Here is a 23,185-nt window from a genome sequence, read left to right on the forward strand (position 1 = left end):
ATTTGAACAACTCAGGAATGCAGCAATGCCGTCATTCCGTTTATACCGTTCCTGAACAGCGATTCCAGGTCATTCTTGATTTTCTGGCTATCGCCCGTTTCCGGTACGGTGTACCACGCCCGCCAAACCAGTTTCGAATCCTTTCCCTGCGGCTCTATTTTTAATTCAGACCGGTATTGATTCACCGGCAGCGGCCCGCTCAGAATCGAATAACTGAAGCTGTGATCGGCCTGTGAAAATGTTTCCAGCCGCTCGGTAAATGCCGTGTCGTTTTTCATGATGACGACACGGTAAATGCCGTCAGAACGCTCCTCGACCACGCAGGCACTCACCAGTGATTGCCAACGCGATATGCCGCAGAATGTACCGAGCTTGGCCCATGCCTTTTCAACACCGACGTCGAATTTTTGTTCAAGCACGATCTTGGGTTGATCGATACCGGCCGCCGATGTGATTGCCGACATCATTGCCAATGTTGCTGCAATACTGAATTTGCTCAACATCAAAACCTCTATGTCTTTCTCACCGAAATGCATGACGCCCGTCATCGTGAATTGCGTCTTGCGACCCCCCGCTTGATTCAATGATCAGCGAAATCCTGTTTCGCTTCCCTTTGTTCGTCTCGGGTTGATCACAATATATTCCAGGCTATCGACGCTGGAAAATGAACGATTGATATACCTGCTATACGCGGCGCGAGGGCCTATTTCCTTACGCCGGTAAACGCGGAGAAACCGACGGCGCCGGGCGTGTGCATCCGAGCGCGGCCGACGGCGCGGCTTGGCGGCAAGGACGTGCGCTAGAAGGGGAATCGACGGATTTCAGCGACTGCAGGATGAAGCGCGCCACCAATGCTGGCCGACGGGATCGGCCAGCGCCGGGGCCTTGCGCCCCGGCTTGGCTGGCTTAGGCCGCGTTGGCCTGTTTGCGCCGCGTACTGGCAACGCCGTCTGCCGACGCTGGCGCGTTTGCGGTCTGGACCGTGTCGGTCTGCTTTTGGGCAATCCAGTAACCGTAGTCGACCTGGATGTTGTCGATCAGCTCGAGCAGGCTGGTGAACTGGTCGCTGACGAGCTCGCCAAACTGCGCGTACAGGTTGTACTCCTGTTCGAAAAACTTGCTCATCGTATTGGCCCGGCGCAGCTGGTTCCGCTCGGCGTAAATTGCTGCCAGCCCATCCCGCCACTGTTCGCCCTGCTTCTGCAGCCGCTGCCACACCGCCTGCTGCAGCGCCCAGGCTTCGAACAGCGTCTCCGGATTGGCATACGCGGGCAGCGCGGCGGCGGCGTTGAGACCGCTCTGCCACTGACGGCTGGCCGATTGGGCATACAGCTGGCTCAGACTGTTCAGGCGCTGCACGTCCGGAGACTGCAGCGACGGCGGGATCGCAGCCGAAATCGAATCAAAAAAGGACATTGTTTTTTCTCCCTGACTCAGCCGCCAAGGCGCTTGAGCATGTCGTGGATGGCGCGGATCTGGATCGCGCTGCGCGAGTAATAGTCGGGGCGCTGCGCATTGGCGCTCGAATAACCCCACCAATCCCAGCAGCCTTCCGGGTTCTGGGTATAACCGTTGTCGGTCCCCTCGGCCTGCGGATACAGGATGATGAAGTTGTTGGCGTCGGCCAGCTCGTTGTAGCCGGTGGTGGTCACGTAGCGGTTGCCGTAGGGCGGCGACGTCAGCGTGTCGCGACGACCGTTGGTGTATTCGACATAGTTGTAACCCTGCTTGCAGCCATGCAAGGCGATATGCACGCGCGCCGGCTCGCCGTCCTCGACCGCCTTCGGCACATAGGCATAGCCGTAGTCGCTCATGCTGTCGCGCCGGGCTTTCTTGTCGTCGTCGCCGAGGAAGTCGAGGAATTCGCGCTGGTCGAAGCGCACCAGCCGGCCGGTCGGACGATCGACCGCGGGCTTCAGCTTGCCGTGGATGTGTTCGAGGATGCGGTGCGACTGAACAAAATCGCCCTGATTGATATAAGGCGGCTGGTTGGTACCGAGCGGCGAGTCCTCGGGGTTCTGCGTGATGATCGAATGGCCGGCCGGCACGCTGTCGTCGTAATCGATGTGCTCGGCCCTGATCCCCAGCAGCTCGTAGAAACGCTTGGTCCGCGCCACCGTATCGGAGAACACCACCTCGTCCTTGCTGCCGGTGAAGATATAGACCTTGTCGTCACCGAGGTGCTCGACCGGGTCGATCTCGCCGGCGGCGGCGGTTTCGCGCGCCAGCCGGGCCAGATGCTCGGCGTTCGGCGCCGTGTGCGGCACCAGCGGATTCAGGCAGATGTAGAGCGAGTTCTGGATGAAGGCATCCTCGGCCACCGGCGCGGCGCCGGGGAAGGATTCGGCGCAGCGGAATGGTCCGCCGGCGATGATGCCCGCGCCGACAAAGCTGGCCGAATGCGCCAGATGCAGCTGCACGGTCATGAAGGCACCGGACGACAGACCGGATACCGAACTCTGCCCCTGTTGTACGTTGTAGCGTCCGAGCTGAACTACCTTGGAATCGGTGGCGACCACTTCCCTTCCTCCTGATACGTTCGAAAAATGGCGACCCTGGCCAGGCCGGATCGCCGAAAATGTCAATCAACGTAAGAGAGTAGATAGTACATCGTCATCATATTTTGCAGTGCAGCATGACCAGTGCCGCCGCAGTTAGCAGACGAACGGCAGGCAAAGAAAAACCGGCCAGCGGCCGGTTTTGTCGGAGCAAGGCCTGTCAGGCCGTGTAGAAGCGTTCGTGCATTTCGTCGAGCCCCAGCTCGGCCAGCACCGCGTTCAGCCGCTCGGCCGGCTTCTTGCGCGGCAGGTTCTTGTAGCTGGCGACGATCAGCTCGTTCTTCATCGAATGCTCCCAACCGACCAGCTCGGTCACCGTCACGTGATAGCCATGCGCCTCGAGCTGCAGGCAGCGCAGCACATTGGTGATCTGACTGCCGAATTCGCGCGTATGGATCGGGTGGCGCCAGATTTCGGCCAGCGGGCTTTTCAGCGCCTGCTGCTTGTTCTTCCTGAGGACCGCGGCCACTTCGGCCTGGCAGCAGGGCACCAGCACGATGTGTTTGGCTTTCTTTTCCAGCGCAAAGCGAATCGCATCATCGGTGGCGGTATTGCAGGCGTGCAGCGCGGTAACGATGTCGATCTCGGCCGGCAGCGCGCCCGAAGTGATCGAATCGGCGACCGACAGGTTCAGGAAGCGCATGCCGGGAAAGCCGCAACGCGCCGCCAGTTCGGTCGAGCGCTCGACCAGCTCCTGGCGGGTTTCGATGCCGTAGATCGTGCCCTGCGGCGCGTTCGCCTTGAAGAACAGATCGTAAAGAATGAAGCCCAGATACGATTTGCCGGCGCCGTGGTCGACCAGCGACACGTCCGGATGATCGGCCTGCACATCGCGCAGCAGCGGCTCGATGAAATTGAACAGGTGGTAGACCTGCTTGAGCTTGCGGCGGCTGTCCTGGTTGAGCTTGCCGTCGCGCGTCAGGATGTGCAGCTCCTTCAGCAGCTCGACCGACTGCTCGGGCCGGATGTCGTACTTGTCGCCGCCCGGGGCCGGTGCGTTGGCCTTGGTCCCCTTCATGCCATCACTCCGGCGCAATCGATCCGCGTCACTTCGCCGCCTTCGAGCCGGTAGAACGCGTCCTGCGGCATTTCGCCGCTGAACAGCGCGTCACCGCTCAGCCGCAGATAGCGCGCGCGCAGCAGGCGGCCGAACAGGCCGTGCGAGACCAGAATCAGCCGCTGCGGCAGCGCCGGATCGCTCAGCAAGGCATCGATCCGCGCCAGTACGTCGGCGAGCTTTTCACCGTTCGGCGAATGGAAATGCCAGTCCGGTGCCGTCTCCAGCGCCGGATGCTGTGCGACCAGGTCTTCACGCAACTGCTTCTCCCAGTCGCCGAAACCGACCTCGACGATGCGCTCGTCGGTCGTCATCGCCGCAGCGGGCAAGCCCAATGCAGCGGCGACCAGCGCGGCGCTGGCCTGCGCGCGCGGCAAGGGGCTGACCCGCATCGCCCAACCCGCAGCCGAAACGCCTGTCGAACCGATTTCCGCCCGCAACGCCGCGCCCATCGCACCGGCCTGTTCGCGGCCGATCGCGGTCAGCGGCGAATCGCAGCGGCCTTGCAGGCGGCGCACCGTGTTGAACTCGGTCTGGCCGTGGCGAAGCAGATAAATCGTGCGGGACATCGGGGGGCTCTCTCGGGAAATCCAGCCGACGATTATACCCGCCGCTCCCGCCTACCCGCGTGGCATTGCTGCCACGATGGCCAGCGGCCATTTCGCGCCACCCTGCACGACCGAAAGGCCTGGCACGGGTGACGCGGAGCCTGTTGCAGTGGCCGAGCGAGCCAAACTGGCCCCCGAAGCGAGGGCGCTCCGAAGGACGGCCCACAGGGGGAAACCGGAATGAACCTGTGATCCATGCCTCCCGGAAGGAGCCTTGGGATGCGCCCGAAGTGAGCCCTTCTTCGGGGTTCCGGAGCATCGGACGAGGCCACGCAGCCGCCGGACGGGGCGGGGACTCAGAACCTGTTCAGGGTCGGTCGCGCGCGACCCTCGGCGGGGTGAAGCGCCGCGCAGACACCGGAACGAACACGAGTACCTGAGGATTTCGGGCAGCACATGATCCCCGATCCGGGTCGTGCGGCAAGACAATGAACAGGTTCTCAGCCGTAGCGCTGCTTCGCCACCACCGCCAGGCCGGCGCCAACACTGCCGTAGGCATCGCCTTCGACCACGCGTGCGGCCGGGAACAGCGCCGCCATCGCCGCGCGCAAGGCCGGCACCGCCGATGCACCCCCGGTGAAGAACAGCGTGTCGACCTCGCCGACCGCGACGCCGGCCTGCACCAGCGTCTGCATCGCCGACTGGCCGACGCGCTCGATCTCGTCATTGATCGCATCGGCGAAGGTCTGCCGCGAGACATCGCGCACCAGCGTCTCGTCGACCTCGCTCAGGTGCAGCGCCACGGTCTCGGCATCCGACAGCGCGATCTTGGTGTCCTCGACCCGCATCGCCAGATGGTGCGCCGATTGCTGGTTGATCACATGGAACAGCCGGTCGTAACGCAGCAGGTCGGTCACGTCCGGGCCGAGCGCGTGCAGCGTCTGGCGCATCTTGCGCGTGTAGGCGAAGTTGATCGTGTGCCAGGTCGCCAGATGGAAGAACACGCTGCTCGGAAACGCCGCGCCGCGTTTCAGCAGCGTGCCAAGACCCAGCTCGGGCATCACCGTCGCCAGCGACAGCCGCTTGTCGAAATCGGTCCCGCCGATGTGCACGCCGCCGCTGCCAAGCAGGTCGGCGCTGCGGTCATCCTTGCCGCGCCGTTCGGGCGACAACCGGATCAAGGAGAAATCCGACGTGCCGCCGCCGATGTCGACCACCAGCACCAGCTCCTCGCGCTCGATCCGCTCTTCGTAATCGTGCGCGGCGGCGATCGGCTCGAACTGGAAGCTGACGTCCTTGAAGCCGAGATCGCGGGCGATCTGCGCCAGCGTCGTCTCGGCCTGCGCGTCGGCGGCGTCGTTGTCGTCGACGAAACGCACCGGCCGGCCGAGCACCACCGCATCGAACTCGTGGCCGGCACCGGCCTGCGCCCGCGCCTTCACTTCACCGATGAAGCGACCGATCAGCTCGCGGAACGCCAGCGTCCGACCGCCGACCTCGGTGCCGGCATCGATCAGGCTCGAACCGAGCAGGCTCTTCATCGCCCGCATCAGCCGGCCGTCGTAGCCTTCTAGGTATTCAGCCAGCGCGGCGCGACCGAAGGCGAGCGTGTCGTCCTCGAGATTGAAGAACACCGCCGACGGCAGCGTGAACTTGCCGTCCTCGAGCGGCAGCAGCCGCGCGCCGGCGCCGGTGTAAACCGACGCGGTGGAATTGGAAGTGCCGAAGTCGATGCCACAGGCGTAGCTCATGGGGTGGCTCGCGAAAAAAGGTCCGCGACAGTACGCCGGTCAGCCCGCAGCGTCAAACAGGCCGGATGGGTGGCGCGCAACGCGCTATGCTTGCGGCCCGCCCCATCACGCAATACGGAACACCGCCATGGAAGACCGGATCACCGAACTCGAAATCCGCCTTGCGCTGCAGGACGACCTGCTCGACGAACTGAACCGCGTCGTCGCCCGTCAGCAGCAGGACCTGGAACTGCTGGCGCAAGAGCTGCGCCGGGTGCAGGGGCAACTGCGCGCCGGCGACCCGGTCTCGCAAGCCAGCCTGCTCAACGAGATTCCGCCGCATTACTGATCGGACCGGATTCGATCCGGTCCGATCGCCTCGCCTTCGCGCCAGATTCGCCGCAACACGCGGATTTGACTGCGCGCAAGGTCCGGCCTTTGCTGCGGCTTAGACTGGGCTTTTGCGCCGGAGGCGACTCATGGCCCGCTTTCACAGCGTCACACTGACCGGCTCGACCAGCCTCGAAGAAAACGAACAGCACGGCGATGACATGCTGCAGACGCTCAAGCAACTGCGCGCCGACCTGTTCGGCCCGGACCGGCCGCTGATCGACTTCTCCGACGACCGCTACGTCGTGCTGTTCGAAGGCGACGACGAACTCGACGCGCTCGCCTGGGCCGAAGGCCATGGCGTGGTGCTGCACGGCAAGATCGCCAACCGCGCCGACATCTACTCGCTCTACCTCGACTGGACCGACCTGATCGACCGCGGCCTCGATGCCCAGCCTGATCCGGGTTGGGGCGTTCAGCAGCGCTGAGCCAGCTCGAAATATTACGAAACACCCAGAAAACACAAACGTTCAAATTACAAATAACACAAACAAACTGACGCAAACCCCTGTAAATACCTAGAAAATGGTGACATCATTACCGCGCCAATACGTCATCAAGCAAGGGCAATGAGCGCCTGCCACGTCCGGTTTGATTGGCTTTTTTTAGCTCAAATTTTCAAGAAGAGGATTGCATGCTGCAAAAACTGGAAAACGCCTACCTGGCCATTCTGCGCTTCGTCGTCATCGCGGTCGCGGGCCTGCTGTTAATCATGGTGGTGATTCTTGGGCTTAACTCGCTCAAGGCCCTCCAATCCGAGCCGGCGGCAACCGAAACCACGCATGTCGTTTCGGAACAGGATTTGATTCAAAGCATCACGGCAAAACCAGGCGTGCAGCAACAGCAAGCTCCCAAAGCATCTAACGACATGGCAGCAAAAGACCCGAATGCCGTTTTCTATGAGCGGGCCGCCACGGCGATGACCAACTTCATTAAAAGCCTTGATAAAAACGCGCAAAACATAGACAACGCCGAGTTCATCGCATACGCAAAGCAGACGGCCGAATCACTGGGTGAGCCAAAACTTACCGCCGAATACGCAAAAAATTTTGCCGATGCGATGGAGAAAACATTGAAGGATCCATCGGTGATTAAAGTCGCGCAAACGACCTCGGTGCAACATGTTATTCAGAAGGTGGTAGGGGATTTCTTTCAGCAATTCAAGGCCAACGTCGAACAAGAAAAAGCTCAACGCGCGACCAAGCAGCAGGAATATCTCGTAAAAAAAGCCGAGGGCATGCAAAGTCTTTATATTGCGGCTGGCGCCTTTGCGAGCTTTTTGATGATCGTCTTTCTTTCCGTCATCATCAGAATTGAAAGAAATCTGCGCAATCTTGAAAAACGGCCGGAAGTAGCCGCTTAATCGCACTATCCAAGGAAGCTGCACCGAAATGGATTTCGCCCATTTCGGTGCCGCACTTGGTGACTTCCGGAGAGCAGGTCGGGTTAACCCAACACATTCCAGGCGCGGTGTTGGACTTCGCTAACGCTCAACCCGACCTACTTGCTGCGACGCATGGCACCTAATATCGCGGCAGAAAAAGCAATCAAGCTCTGTTTGTCGGCGCCATCATACGACAAGCATCCCAGTTAATTTGCAGACCCTGCACTGCCTTAGGCATCCGAAAATTCGTACCGTCACGGAGAAGTCATGAGAAAAGTTCTGCTACCGATTTTGGCGTCTTTTATGTTTGCCGCCACAGCGCCCGCATTCGCAGCGGGGAGCACTTGCAAGCCCGCCCAGCATGCAACGCTTCCTGCAATAAGCAAGCTCACATACCACAAGGCAAGAAAGGCGCTCTTGTCTGCCGGATGGCAACCACTGCAAACCAAATCATTTAAAGAAGCCAAGGCGGACCCCGATTTTGAATACGGCAATGGTCAACAATTCTGGACCAAAGGTTATGTGGAAATCGAAAGTTGTGCCCCCACAGGCCTTGCACCCTGCGCTTTCTTGTTCAAGGACGAGTACGGAAACCGTCTCCGGGTCACCACCGCTGGCGAGGAATATCCGGAAGAAAAAGCATATGCACAGGTCACAGGCGCTCAGTTCGTGTGTGGGCGTTAGCATCAGCTCAAAAACACGAAACGCCGGCCCCTTCAATCCAGCACGCCGCTTGGACTGAATGCAATGAAGCCCAGCGTGTACTGACACGGTACAGGGCTCCACTGGCGCTCAACCCATCCAGGTTTCCGCAAACGTCAGCCCATCCAATGATCATCGCCCATCTGCCGTCAGGCTACGTCCTGTCCGCACTGATCCTGAAGCACGCGCCCCGACTGCCTGCATCGGCGGCAGCCATCATTGTGGCCGGCATTGTCGGTGCGCTGGCGCCGGATTTCGACATGCTCTGGTTTCATCTGGTCGATCATCGCCAGACGCACCATCACAAGTACTTCACACACTGGCCGCTGGTGTAGCTGGCGCTGGTGGCGCTCTCCGCACTGTGGTTCAGCCTCGCCCGCCAATCCAGGGCGGCCGTGCTGGCGCTGGTGTTTTGCCTCGGCGGCCTGCTGCACATGCTGCTGCACATGCTGCTGGACAGTCTGGTTGGCGATATCTGGTGGTTTGCGCCCTTTGTGGACCGGCCCTATGCGCTGTTCACCGTGCCGGCACGCTACCAGCCCTGGTGGCTGAACTTCGTGCTGCACTGGTCGTTCGTGGTCGAGCTGGCGATCTGGGTCTGGGCTCTGTGCATTTACCGTGCACGTACAGCATCCGCTGCCGCCAGTCGCTAACGGTTCAGCCTTCGTCCTCGATATCGTAGCGCGCGCCTCCCTCCGGCCCGCCTGCAATCACCCCGGCCACATAAGCCGCGACCGATTCCGGCGTGCGCAACTTGCCGTCTTCCTTGCGGGCGATAAAGCGCGCGACCTCGGCGAAATCGGCTTCGCTCGTGCCGCGGATTTCGGCCTGCATCTGCGTATCCATCACGTCCGGGTCGATGCTGATGCAGACGACAGGATGCACGGCGCCGGTCTGTTCGACCGCGACGGCGCGGATCAAATGGTCGATCGCCGCCTTGCCGGCGCAGTACAGCGACCAGCTGCCATAGCCGCGCAACGCGGCGCCCGACGAGATCTGTGCGACGGTCTTCACGGCAGCGACATGCTGGAAGCGCCGCACGAACGCGGCGATCACGCGTACCGCGCTCATCACGTTCACATTGAGGTTGGCGGCGATCTGCGCATCGTGTTGCTGCGCCAGCGGCAGCAGCGGCGTCAGCGTCGCGGCGTTATTGATCAGCACGACCTCGTCCCACGATCGGGTGGCGAGGTCGGCAAAATGGGCGTCAAGCGTCGCGACCGTCGTGTCCGGGTCGGCGAAATCGGTGTGGATGTGCGCTTCGCCCTGCCCCGAGCGCGAGCATTCGCGCACCGTCCAGCCTTGCGCGCGATAGTGCGCGACCAGCGCCGCACCCAGCCCGTGCGAGCCGCCGGTAATGATCGCCAGCCTGTTCATGCCCGCTCCGTTCATGCGCTTTTCTCCGTCAGCCAGCTTGCCGCGCCCAGCCCGGCGGCGTGGCCGGTGGCAAAGCACGCGGTCAGCAGATAACCACCGGTCGGTGCTTCCCAATCGAGCATTTCGCCGGCGCAGAACACGCCAGGCCGCGCCTTGAGCATCAGCCGCGCATCGAGCGTTTCGAAGCGCACGCCACCGGCGCTGCTGATCGCCTCGTCCAGCGGCCTGGTCGCCAGCAGCCGCAACGGCAGTGCCTTGATCTTTGCAGCCAGCCGGGCCGGATCGGCGAAATCATCCTTGCTGGTGCATTCGCGCAGCAACGAGGCCTTGGCGCCCTTCAGGTTCAACCGGCTTTGCAGATGGCTCGCCATCGAGCGCGAACCGCGCGGGTGCGCGACCTCGGCTTCGACCTTGGTCTGTGTGAAATCGGGCAGCAGATCGAGATGGACGACCGCTTCGCCGTGTGCGGCGATCGCATCGCGGATGCGCGCCGAGAACGCATAGATCAGATTGCCCTCGACACCGGTCTGCGTCAGCACGAACTCGCCACGGCGGGTTTCGGTTTTTCCGGCTGCGTCGGTGAAGGTCAGTGCAACGCTCTTGATCGGCGTGCCTGCGAATTTCTCCGCCAGCACGGTGCTCCAGCCGGCATCGAAGCCGCTGTTGGCCGGCGCCAGCGGCGCAATCTCGGCGCCGACGCCTTGCAGCCACGGCGCCCACGCGCCGTCCGAGCCGAGCCGTGCCCAGCTGCCGCCGCCAAGCGCCAGCACCGTCGCGTCGGCATCGACCGTAACCGCGCCATGCGGTGTATCGAAAGCCAGTGCACCGGCGTCGTTCCAGCCGGTCCAGCGGTGGCGGGTATGGAAGACCACGCCGGCCGCGCGCAGCCGCGCCAGCCAGGCGCGCAGCAGCGGTGCGGCCTTCATTTCGGTCGGAAACACCTTGCCGCTCGAACCGACGAAGGTATCGATCCCCAGCCCGGCAATCCACGTGCGCAGCGCATCGGGGCCGAACGCTTCGATCAGCGGCGCCAGCGTATCGCGGCGCTCGGCATAGCGGTTGAGCAGCGCCGGCAGCGGTTCCGAATGGGTAATGTTCATGCCGCCGATCCCGGCCAGCAGGAATTTGCGGCCGAACGACGGCATCGCGTCGTACACGGCGACACGGTGGCCGTTTGCTGCCAGTTGTTCGGCGGCCATCAGCCCGGCCGGGCCGCCACCGATCACGGCGACGTTCGCTGCAGACGCCATCGCGCCCTCCCTTGCTTCAGTCATTCCTTCAATCGTCCCATTCTACCTGCCGCGTCAAGCGGCCCGCGCCGCCGCATCCGGGCATGTCATGCACATATTCACACTCGTTTCTGATTTGAAATTTCCTGATTTGGCGCGTAAATTACGTAGTAACACTACACAAACACAAGGAGCGCCATCATGATCATCTCCAGCCTCTTCGCCTTTTTTGCCGGCAAGAACAGCGATATCGTCGTCAACGGTCGCGTCAACCGGATGGCCGACCTCGCCGGTTCCGAGCGCACCGACGGCCGCGTGCTGAAGATCGATGGCGACCGTGCCCGCGTCTGCTGGCCCAAGGGCGAGAAGACCGAGGAAAGCCTCAGCAGCCTCGTGTCGATCGTCGAGTAAACACCGCACGCAGCGTTCGACGCTGCGGCGCGCCAAGGCCGGATTCTTGTCCGGCCTTTTTCACGCCTGGCGAAAATGCACCGGGCAGGGATGACCCCGATCACCGGCGAGCAGCGACGCGACTATCGTCATGCTGTGGCTGCTGCACTGCCACAAAGTGCCGCAGCACAGCGTCGCTGGCGGTAAAGTGAAGTGTGCCCCTGCCGAGTGTGCCCCCATGTCCGCCAGCAACGCCGCCCAGCTGCAAGCCGTCGATCTGCCGCCGCCCCTGCCTGACGACAGCGATCCGGTCCCGGAATTCCGCCAGATCGCCGAGCTGGCCCGCGCCATCCTGGCCGGCTTCAACGCCCACTATCAGCGTTTTCGTGCCGCCAGCCGCGCCGCACAGGCACAGTTCGAAGCCGGCGACGTCCGCGCGCTGCGCGATGCGGTGCGCGACCGGATCGCCTTTTACGACAGCCGCGTGCTCGAGACCTCCGAGCAGCTGAAACGCGAATTCGACGCCGAGCGCCTGCCCGACGACGTCTGGGCCAGCGTGAAGGCCTACTTCATCGGCCTGCTGATCAACCACAAGCAGCCCGAGCTGGCCGAAACCTTCTTCAATTCGGTCAGTTGCCGCATCCTGCACCGGACCTATTTCCACAACGATTTCATTTTCTACCGGCCGGCGGTCTCGACCGAATACATCGAAACCTCCGACACGCCGACCTACCGGACCTACTACCCGAAGCGCGTCGACCTGTTCGCGACGCTGGCAACCATCCTGACCGATTTCGGCTGGCAGCTGCCTTTCGCCGATCTCGACCGCGACATCCGCCGCATCACCCGCGCGCTGTACCGCCACCTCGGCCACTGGCCGGCGCTGGGCTACAACGCGCAGATCCAGGTGCTCGGCTCGCCGTTCTTCCGCAACAAGGCGGCCTACATCATCGGCCGCTTCATCCACGGCGATACCGAAACGCCGTTCGCACTGCCGCTGTGCCGCACCCGCGACGGCCGGCTGTTCGTCGATGCCGCGCTGTTCGCGCATGACCAGATCCGCTCGCTGTTTTCCTTGTCGCGCGCCTACTTCCTCGTCGACATGGAAGTCCCGTCGGCCTATGTCGGCTTCCTGCACGAGCTGATCCCGGACAAAAGCCGCGCCGAGCTGTACACGATGGTCGGCCTCGGCAAGCAGGGCAAGACGATGTTCTACCGCGAACTCTTCCACCACCTGCGCCACACCGGCGACCGCTTCGAGATCGCCCCCGGCATTCGCGGCATGGTGATGATCGTGTTCACGCTGCCGTCCTTCCCCTTCGTGTTCAAGCTGATCAAGGACGTGATCCCGCCACCGAAGGAAGTGAACCGCGAGATCGTCCGCGCCAAATACCTGATGGTGAAGCGCCACGACCGGGTCGGGCGGATGGCCGACTCGCTCGAATTCTCCGACGTCGCGCTACCGCGCGCACGCTTCGATCCGGCGCTGATCGACGAGCTGCGCGAACTGGCGCCGACGATGATCGAAGAGGACGGCGACACCATCGTCATCCGCCACCTGTACATCGAATGCCGGATGACGCCGCTGAACGTCTGGCTCGATACCCACGAAGGCTTTGAGCTCGACGCCAAGGTGCGCGACTACGGCAACGCGCTGCGCGAGCTGGCCATCGCCAACATCTTCCCCGGCGACATGCTGTTCAAGAACTTCGGCGTCACCCGGATGGGCCGGGTCGTGTTCTACGACTACGACGAAATCGAATACATGACCGACTGCGACTTCCGCCGCATTCCGCCACCGCCGACACCCGAGTTCGAGATGAGCGGCGAAGCCTGGTACACCGGCCACAAGGGCGAGGTCTATCCGGAGGAATTCGGCACCTTTTTGTTGAACCGCAAGCCGGTGCGCGATGCCTTCATGCGCTATCACGCCGACCTGCTGCAGCCGGCGTTCTGGCAGCAGACCAAGGCGCGCATTCAGGCCGGCATCCTCGAGGACTTTTTCCCGTATCCGCAAACGCTGCGGTTTGCGCAGCGCTACCGCAAACCCTGAGCTGCGCCGACCGACCAATACCACAGCGTCAGCAGGTTCAGCAGCGCGGCCAGCACGAAGACCAGCCGGAAACGGGTCTTGGCCGTCTTGTGACGGAACAGCCGCTGACCGAGCCACGCGCCGGGCCAGCCGCCGGCGAGCGCAAGCAGCTGCAGCGTCGCTTCACGCACCCGACGACCACCGATGCGCGCGCGCTGCTTGTCGTGGCCGTAGCAGCCGAAGGCCACGGCACTGGCGATCAGCACCACCGTGGCGACCCCGACGTGATGCCACAGCAGCGGCGCCAGCGCGCACAGCAGCAGCAAAATCAGCGCATCGACAAGGTCGAAGCCGCGCGGCATACGACGGTGGATCATGGCATCGGCTCCGGGCAGAACCGGCCATGCTAGCGCAGTCGTGAATCTGCGTGGCGGTATCGGGCGCCAAGCCTGCTAACATCCGGGTTTGACGCGTGAATTGGCGGCGCCACAGCCCCATCCGCCCCACTCTTTCCGGATCACCCCATGTCTTCAGCCCTGACCGACCTGCTCGCCGCCGCGCTCGACGCCCGCGGCGACCTGATTTCCAGACTCCACGCCGAGAAAACCGACGCCTACCGGCTGTTCCACGGCAGCGTCGAGGGCGAACCGGGGCTGACGATCGACCGCTATGGCGACCTGATCCTGGCGCAGAGCTTCCACGAACCGCTCGAAGCCGACGAGCTCGCGGCGATCGAAGCCTTTTACGAGCGCCGTTATCCCGGCCTGCCGCTGATCTGGAACGACCGCAGCCAGCCCAATTCGCGCATCGCCAACAAACTGTCGACCGAGCAGCTCGACATCGCCACCGAGCCGCGCATTGCGCAGGAAATCGGCGTCAACTACCGCGTCCAGGCGCGCCACGCCGGGCAGGACCCGTGGCTGTTCCTCGACCTGCGCGCCGGCCGCCGCCGCGTGCTGCAGGAAGCCAAGGGCAAGAACGTGCTCAACCTGTTCGCCTACACCTGCGGCATCGGCATTGCCGCCGCCAAGGCCGGCGCGGCGCTGGTCACCAACGTCGACTTCGCCGAATCCAGCCTGCTGATCGGCAAGGAAAACTCGCGCCTCAACGGCCTCGGCCACACGCTGCGTTACGTCGAATGCGACGCCTTCGCCGCGCTGCGCCAGTACTCGGGCCTGGGCCAGCCGCGCGTGGTGCGCGGCAAGCGCCTGCCACCGTTCCCGAAGCTGGAAAAAACCGCCTTCGATCTGGTCTTCCTCGATCCGCCGCGCTACTCGAAAGGCATTTTCGGCGTCGTCGATCTGGTCAACGACTACTCGGCCGTGTTCAAGCCGGCGCTGCTGTCGACCGCCGAGGGCGGCACGCTGATCTGCTGCAACAACGTCGCCTCGGTCGACCGCGACGCCTGGCTCGACCAGATGCAGCGCAGCGCCAAGAAAGCCGGCCGGACGATCCGCGATGTCGAATGGATCGCCCCCGAGGCCGACTTCCCGAGCCCGGACGGCAAGCCGCCGCTGAAGATCGCGCTGTTGCGGGTCTGATCAGCCCAAAAGAAAGCCGCCCGACCGGGCGGCTTTTTCATGTCCATCGTGCGTAGCGGACGGCGAACACCGCATCTCGCCCGCGTGACGATGGTTGAACCGCAGCGTTGCGGCGTTTATTTCACCGGCGGCACATTGGTTTCGAGGAAACCGACCACTTGTTGCTGGATCGCTGCGCCATCGGCACCGCCGAAGATGTCGACGCCGTGGCCGCCGCCTTTCGAAACGATCAGCGTGTCGGCAACACCGGCCGTAGCGGCCATGCGCTCGGAATCGGCGTGCGAGCTGTCGTATTTCGCGCTGACGAACAATCTGGGCACCGCCAGCGCCTTCAAGTCATCGTCCCTGACCACCAGGCTGCCGTAGGCCGGTGCGATCGACAGCAGCACCACCGCCTGCGGCGAGGCCTCGACCGCCACCGGCACCGTGGCCATGGCGCCCATGCTGGCGCCGACGAGGCCGAAGTGCTGCGCACCCTGGCTGCGCGCGTAGGCGATGGCTGCGTTCAGGTCGCTAATGTTGCCGGCTGGCGCCTGCTTGCCCTGCGACACCCCGTAGCCGCGGAAATCGTAGCTCAGCACCGTATAGCCGTCCTTGGCCAGTGCGACGGCGAAGTCTTCCCATGCGGCCTGATCACGGTTGGACTGATGCGACAGGATGATCCACGCATCGCCGTGGCCGTAGCGCCGGCCGTCGAGCTTGAGACCGTCGTCGGTGGTGAACGATATGGCGGTAAACGCCGCCGGCTTCGGTGTTTCAGTCTGTGCCGGGGCTTTCTGTTTCGGCGCCTTCGCCGCAACCGTGCTGCCGGTCGCCGTGGCGATCACCAAGGCGACCATCCATTTGCTCCATGCCATCGTCTGCTCCTTGTCGTTGGAATGCGCCAACGATAAGCAGCCGCGCAGCGCCACGGTAGCGCGGTTTAGCAGCGCGACTGTGCGCGATGACAATCACGATGCCTGCTTCACCCGGCATGCCGCGCCACCGGCTTCAAACCACCCGCCCGCGACGGCGAGAGCGCATCAGCACCAGGCGCCGTTGTCGCGGCTTTCGCAATCCCGCCGTTTGCGGTAATAAAGTCAGTGAGCCCAGCGGGCCGGCCTTGCCGCCGCAGGCGGACAGGGCGAGCAAGGACAAGGGGACTACCGGAACAATGACCGATCTGACACGCGCGGCGACGCTGTCCAACTATCTGGAACTGGCCACGCGTTACGGCCTGGACGGCCCGGCGATGATGCGCGACGCCGGTCTGCCTGCGTACAGCCTGACACAGCCGGAGATGTTCATCGCCTACCGCCAGTTCGTCACGCTGCTGGAGCGGAGCGCGCAGGCCAGCGGACAGCCGCTGTTCGGGCTGGAGCTGGGGCTGCTGCAGGGCATCGGCCAGTTCGGACCGCTGAGTTACCTGATCCGCAATTGCGCCGACGTGCGCCAGGCGCTGCACAGCTTTGCCCGCTACTACCACCTGCATTCGGCCAGCGGCAATCTGGCGCTGACCGCCGTCGGCAAGCACACCCGTCTTGCCTACCAGCTCGACCTGCCCAAGGGTCTGCCGCGCAAGCAGGCGCTGGAGCTGGCGCTTGGCGTCGGCGTCCAGCTGATGCGCACGCTGTGCGGGCCGCGCTGGCAAGCCGAGCAGCTGTGCTTGCAGACGTCGCCGACCGAACCGCTGGCGCGCTACACGCAACTGCTGGGCCATACGCCGCAATTCAACGCGCCGGAGAACGCGCTGATGTTCGCGTCCAGCTGGCTCGACTGCCCGCTGACCGACGCCGACCCGGCGCTGCACCGGCTGATGCACGAGCAGCTGGCACGGCAGGATGCACTCCACCATGACGATGTGCTGCACCGCGTCAGCGAACTGCTGCGCAGCCTGCTGCCCAGCGGCGACGCCACGCTGGAACTGGTTGCCGAGCATCTGGCGATCAGTCCGCGCAGCCTGCAGCGACATTTGCAGGCCGAGTCGCACAGCTTCCACGCGCTGCTTGAACAGGTACGCAAGGACACCGCCGAGCGCTACCTGCGCGAATCGTCGTTGCCGTTCACGCAATTGGCCAGCCTGCTCGGCTACACCGAGGCCAGCACCTTCTCGCGCGCCTTCCGCCGCTGGTTCGGCTGTAGCCCGCGCGCCTGGCAGCGCCAGCAGGCCGGCGGGCGCGACTGATCAGCGACGCTGCAGGATCGCCGCTTCGCCCTTGGCCGCCAGCCGGCGCTGCATATAACGCGACAGCGCCGGAAAAATCCCGCCCAGACGCGCGGTCAGGCCACGGTTGGCCGGCAGATAGACTTCAAGCGGACGATTGGGCAGCACATCGTGGAACAGCGCGTCCGAAATATCGCCGACTTCCAGCGGGCTGGCGCCACTGAAGACCACGGCCGATTCTTTCGGGTACTTGAGCTGCAGATCGAACATCGCGGTTTTCACCAGATCCGGACACATGATGGTCACCGCAACACCGCTGCCTTCCAGCTCCATCCCCAGCGCCAGCATCGCACTGCGCACCGCCGCCTTGGACGCGGCGTAATACGCGACGCCGCGCACCGGCCCGAGCGCCGCCAGCGAAGCGATCTGGACGATATGGCCGCCGCCCTGTTTCACCATCTGCCGGCCGACCTGCTGGGCGCCGAGAATCTGCCCGGTGACGTTGACGTCGAGCATGCGCCGCAACGACGCGACCTCGGCGTCGAGCACGAAGCCCGGTTGCATGATGCCGGCGCAGTTCAGCAGCACGTCGATGCGACCGAAACGCGCCGTGGCTTCGGCGACGACCCGCTGCCAGTCGGCTTCGACGGCCACATCGAGCACGGCGGGCAGCAATCGCTCGGCCGCACCGTCAACGCCGCTGAAGGTGCGGGCCAGGCCTTCGGCGTCGCGGTCACAGGCGATGACCTGCCAGCCGCGCCGCAGGCATTCGCCGCTCAGGTGCCGGCCGATGCCGCTGGCGCCGCCGGTAATCAGGATGGTCTGCCGGGGCGTCGTCATTTTTGCTCCACCAGCCATGCAGCAATGCGCTGCATGGCCACGTCATAGGAAACCGCCGGCTGATAGCCCAGCAGGCGTTTGGCCTTGCTCATCGAGACTTCGTTGGCGTTGCCCAGCAGGCGCAAGGCCATATGCGTCAGCGGCGGACGGCCGCCGAGATTCAGCCAGCGCCACAGCCGTTCGCACGTGCTCGCCGCGGCGCAGGCCAGCTTGCCGTTGAGGCTTTTCGGCGCCGGCAGGCCCGCCATCGCGGCCAGATCAGCCAGATAGCTGCGCCAGCTGACGCCGGCACCGTCGGCGGCGTTGAAGACCTCGCCACGCGCCGCCGGATGGAAGGCCGCGAGCACCAGCATGTCGACCACGTTGTCGACATAGGCCAGCCCCGCATCGAAGCGGCCGCCGCCGATCAGCACCGGGCTGCCCCGGCGCATTTCCGCCAGCATGGTCTGCACCCATGGTCCCGACGCCGGGCCGAACACATTGCCCGGCCGCACCACGCTGTACGACAACGCGTGTTCCTGCGCATAGCGGCGCAGCAGACTTTCCTGCGCCACCTTGCTGCGATCGTAGGGCGACACCAGATCGCTGCCGATCGACAGCGTTTCGGACAAGCGCGTGCGGCCGAACAGCCCGCCGTAGACGACGATGCTCGATACCAGCACCAGATGCGCCGGAGTGCCGATCATCGCGTCGAGCACATTGCGCGTGCCACCGACGGTAACTTTTTCATGCAGCGCCTCGGCGCCCCAGTCACCGACCATGGCCGCCAGATGGATCACCACCTGGTGGCCGGCCAGCGCCTGTTTCACGGCGGCCGCGTCGCATATGTCGCCGCGCACCACGCGCACGCGCCCCTGCCACCCGGCGGGCTCCTGCTCGGAAGGCAGCAGCAGCGCGCTGACCGCATGGCCATCGCGCAGCAGCGTTGCCACCAAGGCCTTGCCGATAAAACCGCCGGCACCGGTCACGAATACGTTTTGCGTTGGAGCGTTCATCTTGATCTCGACTGATTCTTGCACCGTGGCCGTCGTCCGGCGGTGCACACGCGCGCCGTTGCCCCGCCCCGCCCGGTGCAACGGCGCCGGCAAGCCGAGGATCGCAAGGGGCAGAGCGGCAGCGGACGGTATGGGTCGCGCTTATTGCGCCGAAGGCGGCGGCAGCAGTTCGATCAGGCTGTGCAGATCGATCATCGCCGCTTCGGCCAGACTCTTGCCTTCATAAGCAACAAAGAATTTCATACCCAGGCGGATGGTCGCGCTGCCGTCGGCCAGATAGTTGTCGAGGAAGGCCTCTTGGTCGCTGCGGAACACCAGCAGCAATTCGGCGCCTTCGTCGCTCCACGGCGTATGGGTATTGCCCTCGACCTCGTAAGCCATGTCGCCGGCCTTGAAATGGCCCTCGTCATAGCTCCACTCGCCCGACAGCGTGTAGGCCACGGCGCGACAGAAATGGAAGTGGCGCGGCATGCGCGAGCCGGGCGAGAAGCGGGCGCGGAGCACCACCTGCTTGGTTTCGGTGTCGGCCTTCAACACCTTGAAACTCACCCCTTCGGCACCGGGCAGCGGCACCGGGAGCCAATCAAATTCATCGCGGATGATGGTCGTTGGGAGGATTGCGTTCATGCCGGTGGCCTCGGTTTGGGATTGGCGAAATGCCAATCTAAAACAAGGCCGATGAATATTCTTAGCAATACACGCCAACTTCTTTGCTTTTGGCGTCGAAACCGCCCCATGCGGGCAATCCATTACGCCGCCGGCATGCGCCCGCGCTGTGGCGTGACGAGCTAGCCGAGCGACTCGCCGGCGACGCTGAACATGCCGCCGGCTTCGAAAAACGCACCGCCGGCGACATGGTGGATGCTGCCCGGCTGCTCGGGCGCATCGAGCCAGCGGCCGTCGCGGTAGACCGCCGGATTGGCCCATGCGGCGACGACTTCGACGATGAACAGATCGTAGGTCTGCTGGTTGTGCGGTTCGGGTATCACCCGGCATTCGAGCCAGGCGTGGCAGCCTTCGACCAGCGGCGCGGCAATCTGGCTGCCGGCGAAGGTTGTGATGCCGTGGCGGGCAAACTTGTCGCCGTCGCGACCGGATTCGTTGCCGAGCGCGTACACCAGCGCAGCCTGCGCGCGCGTCGGCACCTGCACCGCCAGTTCGCCGCTGGCTTCGATCAGCCCGCGACTGTAAGTGTGCTTGTCGATGACGACGACGAGCTTGGGCGGGGCGAAATCGAGCACGGTGTTCCACGCCGCGGTCATCACATTGCGCGCGTCGCCGTGGGCGCTGCTGACCAGCACGGTCGGGCCGTGGGTGAGCAGCTTGTAGGCGTCCTTGAGCGGAACCGATTGCGGGGTGTCGACGGCGGTGCTCATGACCGTGCTCCGGTCATCGCCAAGGCCACCGCTTCGGCGATCTCGATACCGTCGACGCCAGCCGAGAGAATGCCGCCGGCGTAACCGGCGCCTTCGCCGGCCGGGAACAGGCCGCGCACGTTCAGGCTCTGGTAGCTCTGCTTGTCGCGGGTGATGCGCAGCGGCGCACTGGTGCGCGTCTCGACGCCGGTCAGCATTGCATCGTGCATGCTGTAGCCCTTGATCTGCCGCTCGAATGCCGGAATCGCCTCGCGCATCGCCTCGATGGCGTAGGCCGGCAGCGCATCGGCCAGATTGGTCAGCGTCACGCCCGGCGTATACGACGGCGCAACCGAGCCGAAATCGGTCGATGCCTTGTTGGCCATGAAATCGCCGACCAGCTGACCCGGCGCGTTGTAGTTGCTGCCGCCCATCTCGAATGCACGCGATTCGAGCTGGCGCTGGAATTCGATCCCGGCCAGCACGTCGCCCGGATAATCGCGCGGGTCGATGCCGACGACGAAGCCCGAGTTGGCGTTGCGCTCGTTGCGCGAATACTGGCTCATGCCGTTGGTGACGACGCGGCCTTCCTCGCTGGTCGCCGCGACGACGGTGCCGCCCGGGCACATGCAGAAGCTGTAGACGGTGCGACCGTTGCTGGCGTGATGAACGAGCTTGTAATCGGCGGCGCCGAGGATGGGATTGCCGGCGGAAGGACCAAAGCGCGCGGCGTCGATCACCGATTGCGGATGTTCGATCCGGAAGCCGACCGAGAACGGCTTGGCCTCCATGAACACGCCGTGGCCGTGCAGCATCTCGAAGGTGTCGCGCGCGCTGTGGCCCAGCGCCAGCACCACGTGGTCGGACTCGATGGTCGAACCGTCGGCGAGCACCACGCCGCGAATCTGCCGCTGGCCTTCCCCTGCCGGTTCAAGCACCAGGTCCTGCACCCGGTGGTTGAAGCGGATCTCGCCGCCGAGCGAGATGATCGTCTCGCGCATCTGCTCGATCATGCTCACCAGCCGGAAAGTACCGATGTGCGGCTTGCTGACATAGCTGATCTCTTCCGGCGCGCCGGCGGCGACGAATTCGGCGATGACCTTGCGGCCGAGGAAACGCGGATCGCGGATCTGGCTGTAAAGCTTGCCGTCCGAGAACGTGCCGGCGCCGCCTTCGCCGAACTGCACGTTCGAATCGGGGTTCAGCTCGCGCTTGCGCCACAGCCCCCAGGTGTCCTTGGTCCGTTCGCGCACCGCCTTGCCGCGTTCGAGCACGATGGGCTTGAAGCCCATCTGCGCCAGCACCAGCGCCGCGAACAGGCCGCAAGGGCCGAAGCCGACGACCAGCGGGCGTTTGGCGATATTGGCCGGCGCCTGCGCGACAAAGCGGTAGGCCATGTCCGGCGAAGGCTGCACATGGCGATCGTTGGCAAAACGCTTCAGCAGTGCCTGCTCGTTGCGGACTTCGCAGTCGAGCGAATAGACGAGCAGGATGTTCGCCTTCTTGCGCGCATCATAGGCCCGCTGGAACACCGTCATTTCGATCAGCTCGGCCGGTTTGATCCCGAGCTTGGCGAGCACGGCGGCGCGCAGTTCATCTTCGGCATGGTTCAGCGGTAGCTTGATTTCGGTGAGTCGCAACATGGCAGGGACGCGAGGCAGGCGTAAAACCGGCCATTGTACCGGATGCCCCGTACGCCCTGTGACCACCGCCCGGCGCCGGTCCGGGCAAGGATTCACGGTCGGCGCGAGCCGTCAGCGCAGCCCGGTTAAACTACACCGATGAACTTCCCCTACCTCGCCGGCTACCCGGCCCAACTGGTCGATCAGGTCGGCGCGCTGCTCGATTCGGGCGAGCTTGGCGCCCGCCTCGGCAGCAAATACCCGCAACGCAACCCGATACAGACCGACCGCGCGCTGTACGACTTTGTTACCGAGCGCAAACAGCGCTACCTGAAAAACGCCCCGCCGCTGGCCAAGATCCAGTACGACAACGCGCTGGGCCTGCTGGCCGGCACGCTCGGCACCAACACCTTCGCCAGCCGGGTGCAGGGCGGCCGCCTCAAGCGCAAGAACGAAATCCGCATCGCCACGCTGTTCCGCGAAGCGCCGGGCGAATTCCTGTCGATGATCGTCGCGCACGAACTGGCGCATCTGAAGGAGAAGGACCACAACAAGGCCTTCTACCAGCTGTGCGTGCATATGGAGCCGGATTATCACCAGCTGGAGTTTGATTTGCGGGTTTGGCTGACTTGGAAAAATGCCTGCCCGCCATCCTCCCCGTAGTCACGCCCAGGCAAATCGGTTGTGTACCCTGCCGGACTAAATACGAGGCCGGCACGCATCGCAATGGCAAATGCCCAGCGCATTTCAACATCGAAAACGATGCAGAAATGAAATTTCCATTCCGAATGGGTTACCGATTGCCCCGAATTACAACCGGGGGCGAATTGAACCGCAGCAACAGAAACGGGGGCTGTCGCCCCCGCAAGTCAAGCGTCAAGCTGGTCGATGATTAGGCAGCCAAGCCCTTGGGATCGAAGCCGTACTGGTTTTCGCCGGAGCTACCTTCCTGCACCAGGAAGACCAGCAATACGATGGCACCGACAATCGGCACCAGGCCGATCAGCAGCCACCAGGCGCTACGATCGGTGTCGTGAAGTCGGCGTACCGAAACCGCAATGCCGGGAAGCAACAGCGCAATCGTATACACCCCACCCAAGATGCCGTTGCTGGAGACAAGAGCCTCAACCACCCCCAGCACCAAGGCGGCGATAATATTGAACAAGGTAAACATCCAATATTCCTTGCGCCGCGCCCGACCAGAAAAAACAGCGTACTTTTTTAAAACAGCCAAATACCAATTCATCTTGTTCTCCTCCCCGCCTCACCTTGAACCGGATGGCATCCGGGGG

Annotated in this window: 27 protein-coding genes; 11 read left to right on the plus strand and 16 right to left on the minus strand. The window is 63.7% G+C overall.

Annotation, left to right across the window (positions count from 1 at the left end; all coding sequences use genetic code 11):
* Window positions 1-11: 11 nt before the first annotated feature.
* From R0382_RS04405 to R0382_RS04430, 6 genes are all read right to left on the minus strand, one after another.
* Window positions 12-548: an SRPBCC family protein gene (locus R0382_RS04405; protein WP_432722655.1), complete on the minus strand. Its 537-nt coding sequence runs from the start codon at window positions 546-548 to the stop codon at window positions 12-14.
* A 358-nt stretch (window positions 549-906) separates the two neighbouring features.
* Window positions 907-1,416 (minus strand): hypothetical protein, encoded by a 510-nt coding sequence (locus tag R0382_RS04410; protein ID WP_432722657.1) that lies wholly within the window; start codon window positions 1,414-1,416, stop codon window positions 907-909.
* Window positions 1,417-1,433: 17 nt separating this feature from the next.
* Complete coding sequence (locus R0382_RS04415) at window positions 1,434-2,519, minus strand: extracellular catalytic domain type 2 short-chain-length polyhydroxyalkanoate depolymerase (RefSeq protein WP_432722658.1); 1,086 nt, start codon at window positions 2,517-2,519, stop codon at window positions 1,434-1,436.
* Window positions 2,520-2,718: 199 nt separating this feature from the next.
* Window positions 2,719-3,576 carry a class I SAM-dependent methyltransferase gene (locus R0382_RS04420; RefSeq protein ID WP_432722660.1) on the minus strand — a complete coding sequence of 286 codons (858 nt, stop codon included), beginning with the start codon at window positions 3,574-3,576 and terminating at the stop codon, window positions 2,719-2,721.
* Entirely contained in the window at window positions 3,573-4,184 is a 612-nt protein-coding gene (locus tag R0382_RS04425) for a histidine phosphatase family protein (RefSeq protein ID WP_432722663.1), read from the minus strand. The genes R0382_RS04420 and R0382_RS04425 overlap by 4 nt, the downstream gene beginning before the upstream one ends.
* Window positions 4,185-4,663: 479 nt before the next feature.
* Window positions 4,664-5,914, minus strand: a complete 1,251-nt coding sequence (locus R0382_RS04430; RefSeq protein ID WP_432722665.1) for an Hsp70 family protein — start codon at window positions 5,912-5,914, stop codon at window positions 4,664-4,666.
* Window positions 5,915-6,041: 127 nt separating this feature from the next.
* Here R0382_RS04430 and R0382_RS04435 point away from each other — a divergent pair, with 127 nt between their 5' ends.
* The 6 genes from R0382_RS04435 (at window position 6,042) to R0382_RS04460 (ending at window position 9,022) form a co-directional block, all read left to right on the plus strand.
* Window positions 6,042-6,242: a SlyX family protein gene (locus R0382_RS04435; RefSeq protein ID WP_432722667.1), complete on the plus strand. Its 201-nt coding sequence runs from the start codon at window positions 6,042-6,044 to the stop codon at window positions 6,240-6,242.
* A gap of 130 nt (window positions 6,243-6,372) precedes the next feature.
* The gene (locus R0382_RS04440; protein WP_432722668.1) at window positions 6,373-6,711 is read left to right on the plus strand and encodes a hypothetical protein; all 339 of its coding nucleotides are present in this window, start codon (window positions 6,373-6,375) and stop codon (window positions 6,709-6,711) included.
* 206 nt (window positions 6,712-6,917) lie between these two features.
* Window positions 6,918-7,646 carry a hypothetical protein gene (locus R0382_RS04445; protein ID WP_432722670.1) on the plus strand — a complete coding sequence of 243 codons (729 nt, stop codon included), beginning with the start codon at window positions 6,918-6,920 and terminating at the stop codon, window positions 7,644-7,646.
* Window positions 7,647-7,934: 288 nt separating this feature from the next.
* Complete coding sequence (locus tag R0382_RS04450) at window positions 7,935-8,351, plus strand: hypothetical protein (protein ID WP_432722671.1); 417 nt, start codon at window positions 7,935-7,937, stop codon at window positions 8,349-8,351.
* Between the two features lie 146 nt (window positions 8,352-8,497).
* Window positions 8,498-8,704: a hypothetical protein gene (locus R0382_RS04455; RefSeq protein ID WP_432722673.1), complete on the plus strand. Its 207-nt coding sequence runs from the start codon at window positions 8,498-8,500 to the stop codon at window positions 8,702-8,704.
* A 9-nt stretch (window positions 8,705-8,713) separates the two neighbouring features.
* Window positions 8,714-9,022 (plus strand): hypothetical protein, encoded by a 309-nt coding sequence (locus tag R0382_RS04460; protein ID WP_432722675.1) that lies wholly within the window; start codon window positions 8,714-8,716, stop codon window positions 9,020-9,022.
* Window positions 9,023-9,026: 4 nt separating this feature from the next.
* Here the strand turns inward: R0382_RS04460 and R0382_RS04465 are convergent, their stop codons facing one another.
* Together R0382_RS04465 and R0382_RS04470 are read right to left on the minus strand one after the other, a co-directional pair.
* On the minus strand, window positions 9,027-9,761 hold the full coding sequence (locus R0382_RS04465) for an SDR family NAD(P)-dependent oxidoreductase (RefSeq protein ID WP_432722676.1): 735 nt from the start codon (window positions 9,759-9,761) through the stop codon (window positions 9,027-9,029).
* Window positions 9,758-11,020, minus strand: a complete 1,263-nt coding sequence (locus tag R0382_RS04470) for a TIGR03862 family flavoprotein (RefSeq protein WP_432722677.1) — start codon at window positions 11,018-11,020, stop codon at window positions 9,758-9,760. The genes R0382_RS04465 and R0382_RS04470 overlap by 4 nt, the downstream gene beginning before the upstream one ends.
* Before the next feature lie 156 nt (window positions 11,021-11,176).
* Here R0382_RS04470 and R0382_RS04475 point away from each other — a divergent pair, with 156 nt between their 5' ends.
* Complete coding sequence (locus R0382_RS04475) at window positions 11,177-11,386, plus strand: hypothetical protein (RefSeq protein ID WP_432722679.1); 210 nt, start codon at window positions 11,177-11,179, stop codon at window positions 11,384-11,386.
* A 217-nt stretch (window positions 11,387-11,603) separates the two neighbouring features.
* On the plus strand, window positions 11,604-13,418 hold the full coding sequence (aceK, locus tag R0382_RS04480; RefSeq protein WP_432722681.1) for a bifunctional isocitrate dehydrogenase kinase/phosphatase: 1,815 nt from the start codon (window positions 11,604-11,606) through the stop codon (window positions 13,416-13,418).
* Here aceK and R0382_RS04485 read toward each other — a convergent pair.
* Window positions 13,403-13,774 (minus strand): DUF1294 domain-containing protein, encoded by a 372-nt coding sequence (locus R0382_RS04485; protein ID WP_432722683.1) that lies wholly within the window; start codon window positions 13,772-13,774, stop codon window positions 13,403-13,405. The two genes, aceK and R0382_RS04485, sit on opposite strands and share 16 nt — an antisense overlap.
* A 147-nt stretch (window positions 13,775-13,921) precedes the next feature.
* On the opposite strand from R0382_RS04485, the gene R0382_RS04490 reads away from it, so the two are divergent.
* On the plus strand, window positions 13,922-14,938 hold the full coding sequence (locus R0382_RS04490) for a class I SAM-dependent rRNA methyltransferase (RefSeq protein ID WP_432722684.1): 1,017 nt from the start codon (window positions 13,922-13,924) through the stop codon (window positions 14,936-14,938).
* Between the two features lie 116 nt (window positions 14,939-15,054).
* On the opposite strand, the gene R0382_RS04495 is transcribed toward R0382_RS04490, so the two are convergent.
* Window positions 15,055-15,795, minus strand: a complete 741-nt coding sequence (locus tag R0382_RS04495) for an alpha/beta hydrolase (RefSeq protein WP_432722686.1) — start codon at window positions 15,793-15,795, stop codon at window positions 15,055-15,057.
* Window positions 15,796-16,091: 296 nt separating this feature from the next.
* Here R0382_RS04495 and qhpR point away from each other — a divergent pair, with 296 nt between their 5' ends.
* Window positions 16,092-17,102, plus strand: a complete 1,011-nt coding sequence (qhpR, locus tag R0382_RS04500; RefSeq protein ID WP_432722687.1) for an AraC-like transcriptional regulator QhpR — start codon at window positions 16,092-16,094, stop codon at window positions 17,100-17,102.
* On the opposite strand, the gene R0382_RS04505 is transcribed toward qhpR, so the two are convergent.
* The 5 genes from R0382_RS04505 to R0382_RS04525 all read right to left on the minus strand — a co-directional run bounded on the left by R0382_RS04505 (window position 17,103) and on the right by R0382_RS04525 (window position 21,914).
* On the minus strand, window positions 17,103-17,921 hold the full coding sequence (locus R0382_RS04505) for an SDR family NAD(P)-dependent oxidoreductase (RefSeq protein ID WP_432722689.1): 819 nt from the start codon (window positions 17,919-17,921) through the stop codon (window positions 17,103-17,105).
* Window positions 17,918-18,916 carry an NAD-dependent epimerase/dehydratase family protein gene (locus R0382_RS04510; RefSeq protein ID WP_432722691.1) on the minus strand — a complete coding sequence of 333 codons (999 nt, stop codon included), beginning with the start codon at window positions 18,914-18,916 and terminating at the stop codon, window positions 17,918-17,920. Before R0382_RS04510 ends, R0382_RS04505 begins: the two co-directional genes overlap by 4 nt.
* A gap of 141 nt (window positions 18,917-19,057) precedes the next feature.
* Window positions 19,058-19,543 carry a cupin domain-containing protein gene (locus R0382_RS04515; protein ID WP_432722693.1) on the minus strand — a complete coding sequence of 162 codons (486 nt, stop codon included), beginning with the start codon at window positions 19,541-19,543 and terminating at the stop codon, window positions 19,058-19,060.
* Between the two features lie 161 nt (window positions 19,544-19,704).
* The gene (locus R0382_RS04520; protein WP_432722695.1) at window positions 19,705-20,292 is read right to left on the minus strand and encodes a flavin reductase family protein; all 588 of its coding nucleotides are present in this window, start codon (window positions 20,290-20,292) and stop codon (window positions 19,705-19,707) included.
* A complete protein-coding gene (locus R0382_RS04525) occupies window positions 20,289-21,914 on the minus strand; it encodes an NAD(P)/FAD-dependent oxidoreductase (protein WP_432722697.1) in 1,626 nt (541 codons plus the stop codon). The genes R0382_RS04520 and R0382_RS04525 overlap by 4 nt, the downstream gene beginning before the upstream one ends.
* Window positions 21,915-22,052: 138 nt before the next feature.
* Between R0382_RS04525 and R0382_RS04530 the strand changes: the two genes are divergently transcribed.
* Entirely contained in the window at window positions 22,053-22,556 is a 504-nt protein-coding gene (locus R0382_RS04530) for a M48 metallopeptidase family protein (RefSeq protein WP_432722699.1), read from the plus strand.
* 229 nt (window positions 22,557-22,785) lie between these two features.
* Here the strand turns inward: R0382_RS04530 and R0382_RS04535 are convergent, their stop codons facing one another.
* Complete coding sequence (locus tag R0382_RS04535; RefSeq protein WP_432722700.1) at window positions 22,786-23,139, minus strand: DUF805 domain-containing protein; 354 nt, start codon at window positions 23,137-23,139, stop codon at window positions 22,786-22,788.
* Window positions 23,140-23,185 lie beyond the last annotated feature (46 nt).

The organism is Jeongeupia wiesaeckerbachi, assembly GCF_050916355.1.
Taxonomy (GTDB): Bacteria; Pseudomonadota; Gammaproteobacteria; order Burkholderiales; family Chitinibacteraceae; genus Jeongeupia; species Jeongeupia wiesaeckerbachi.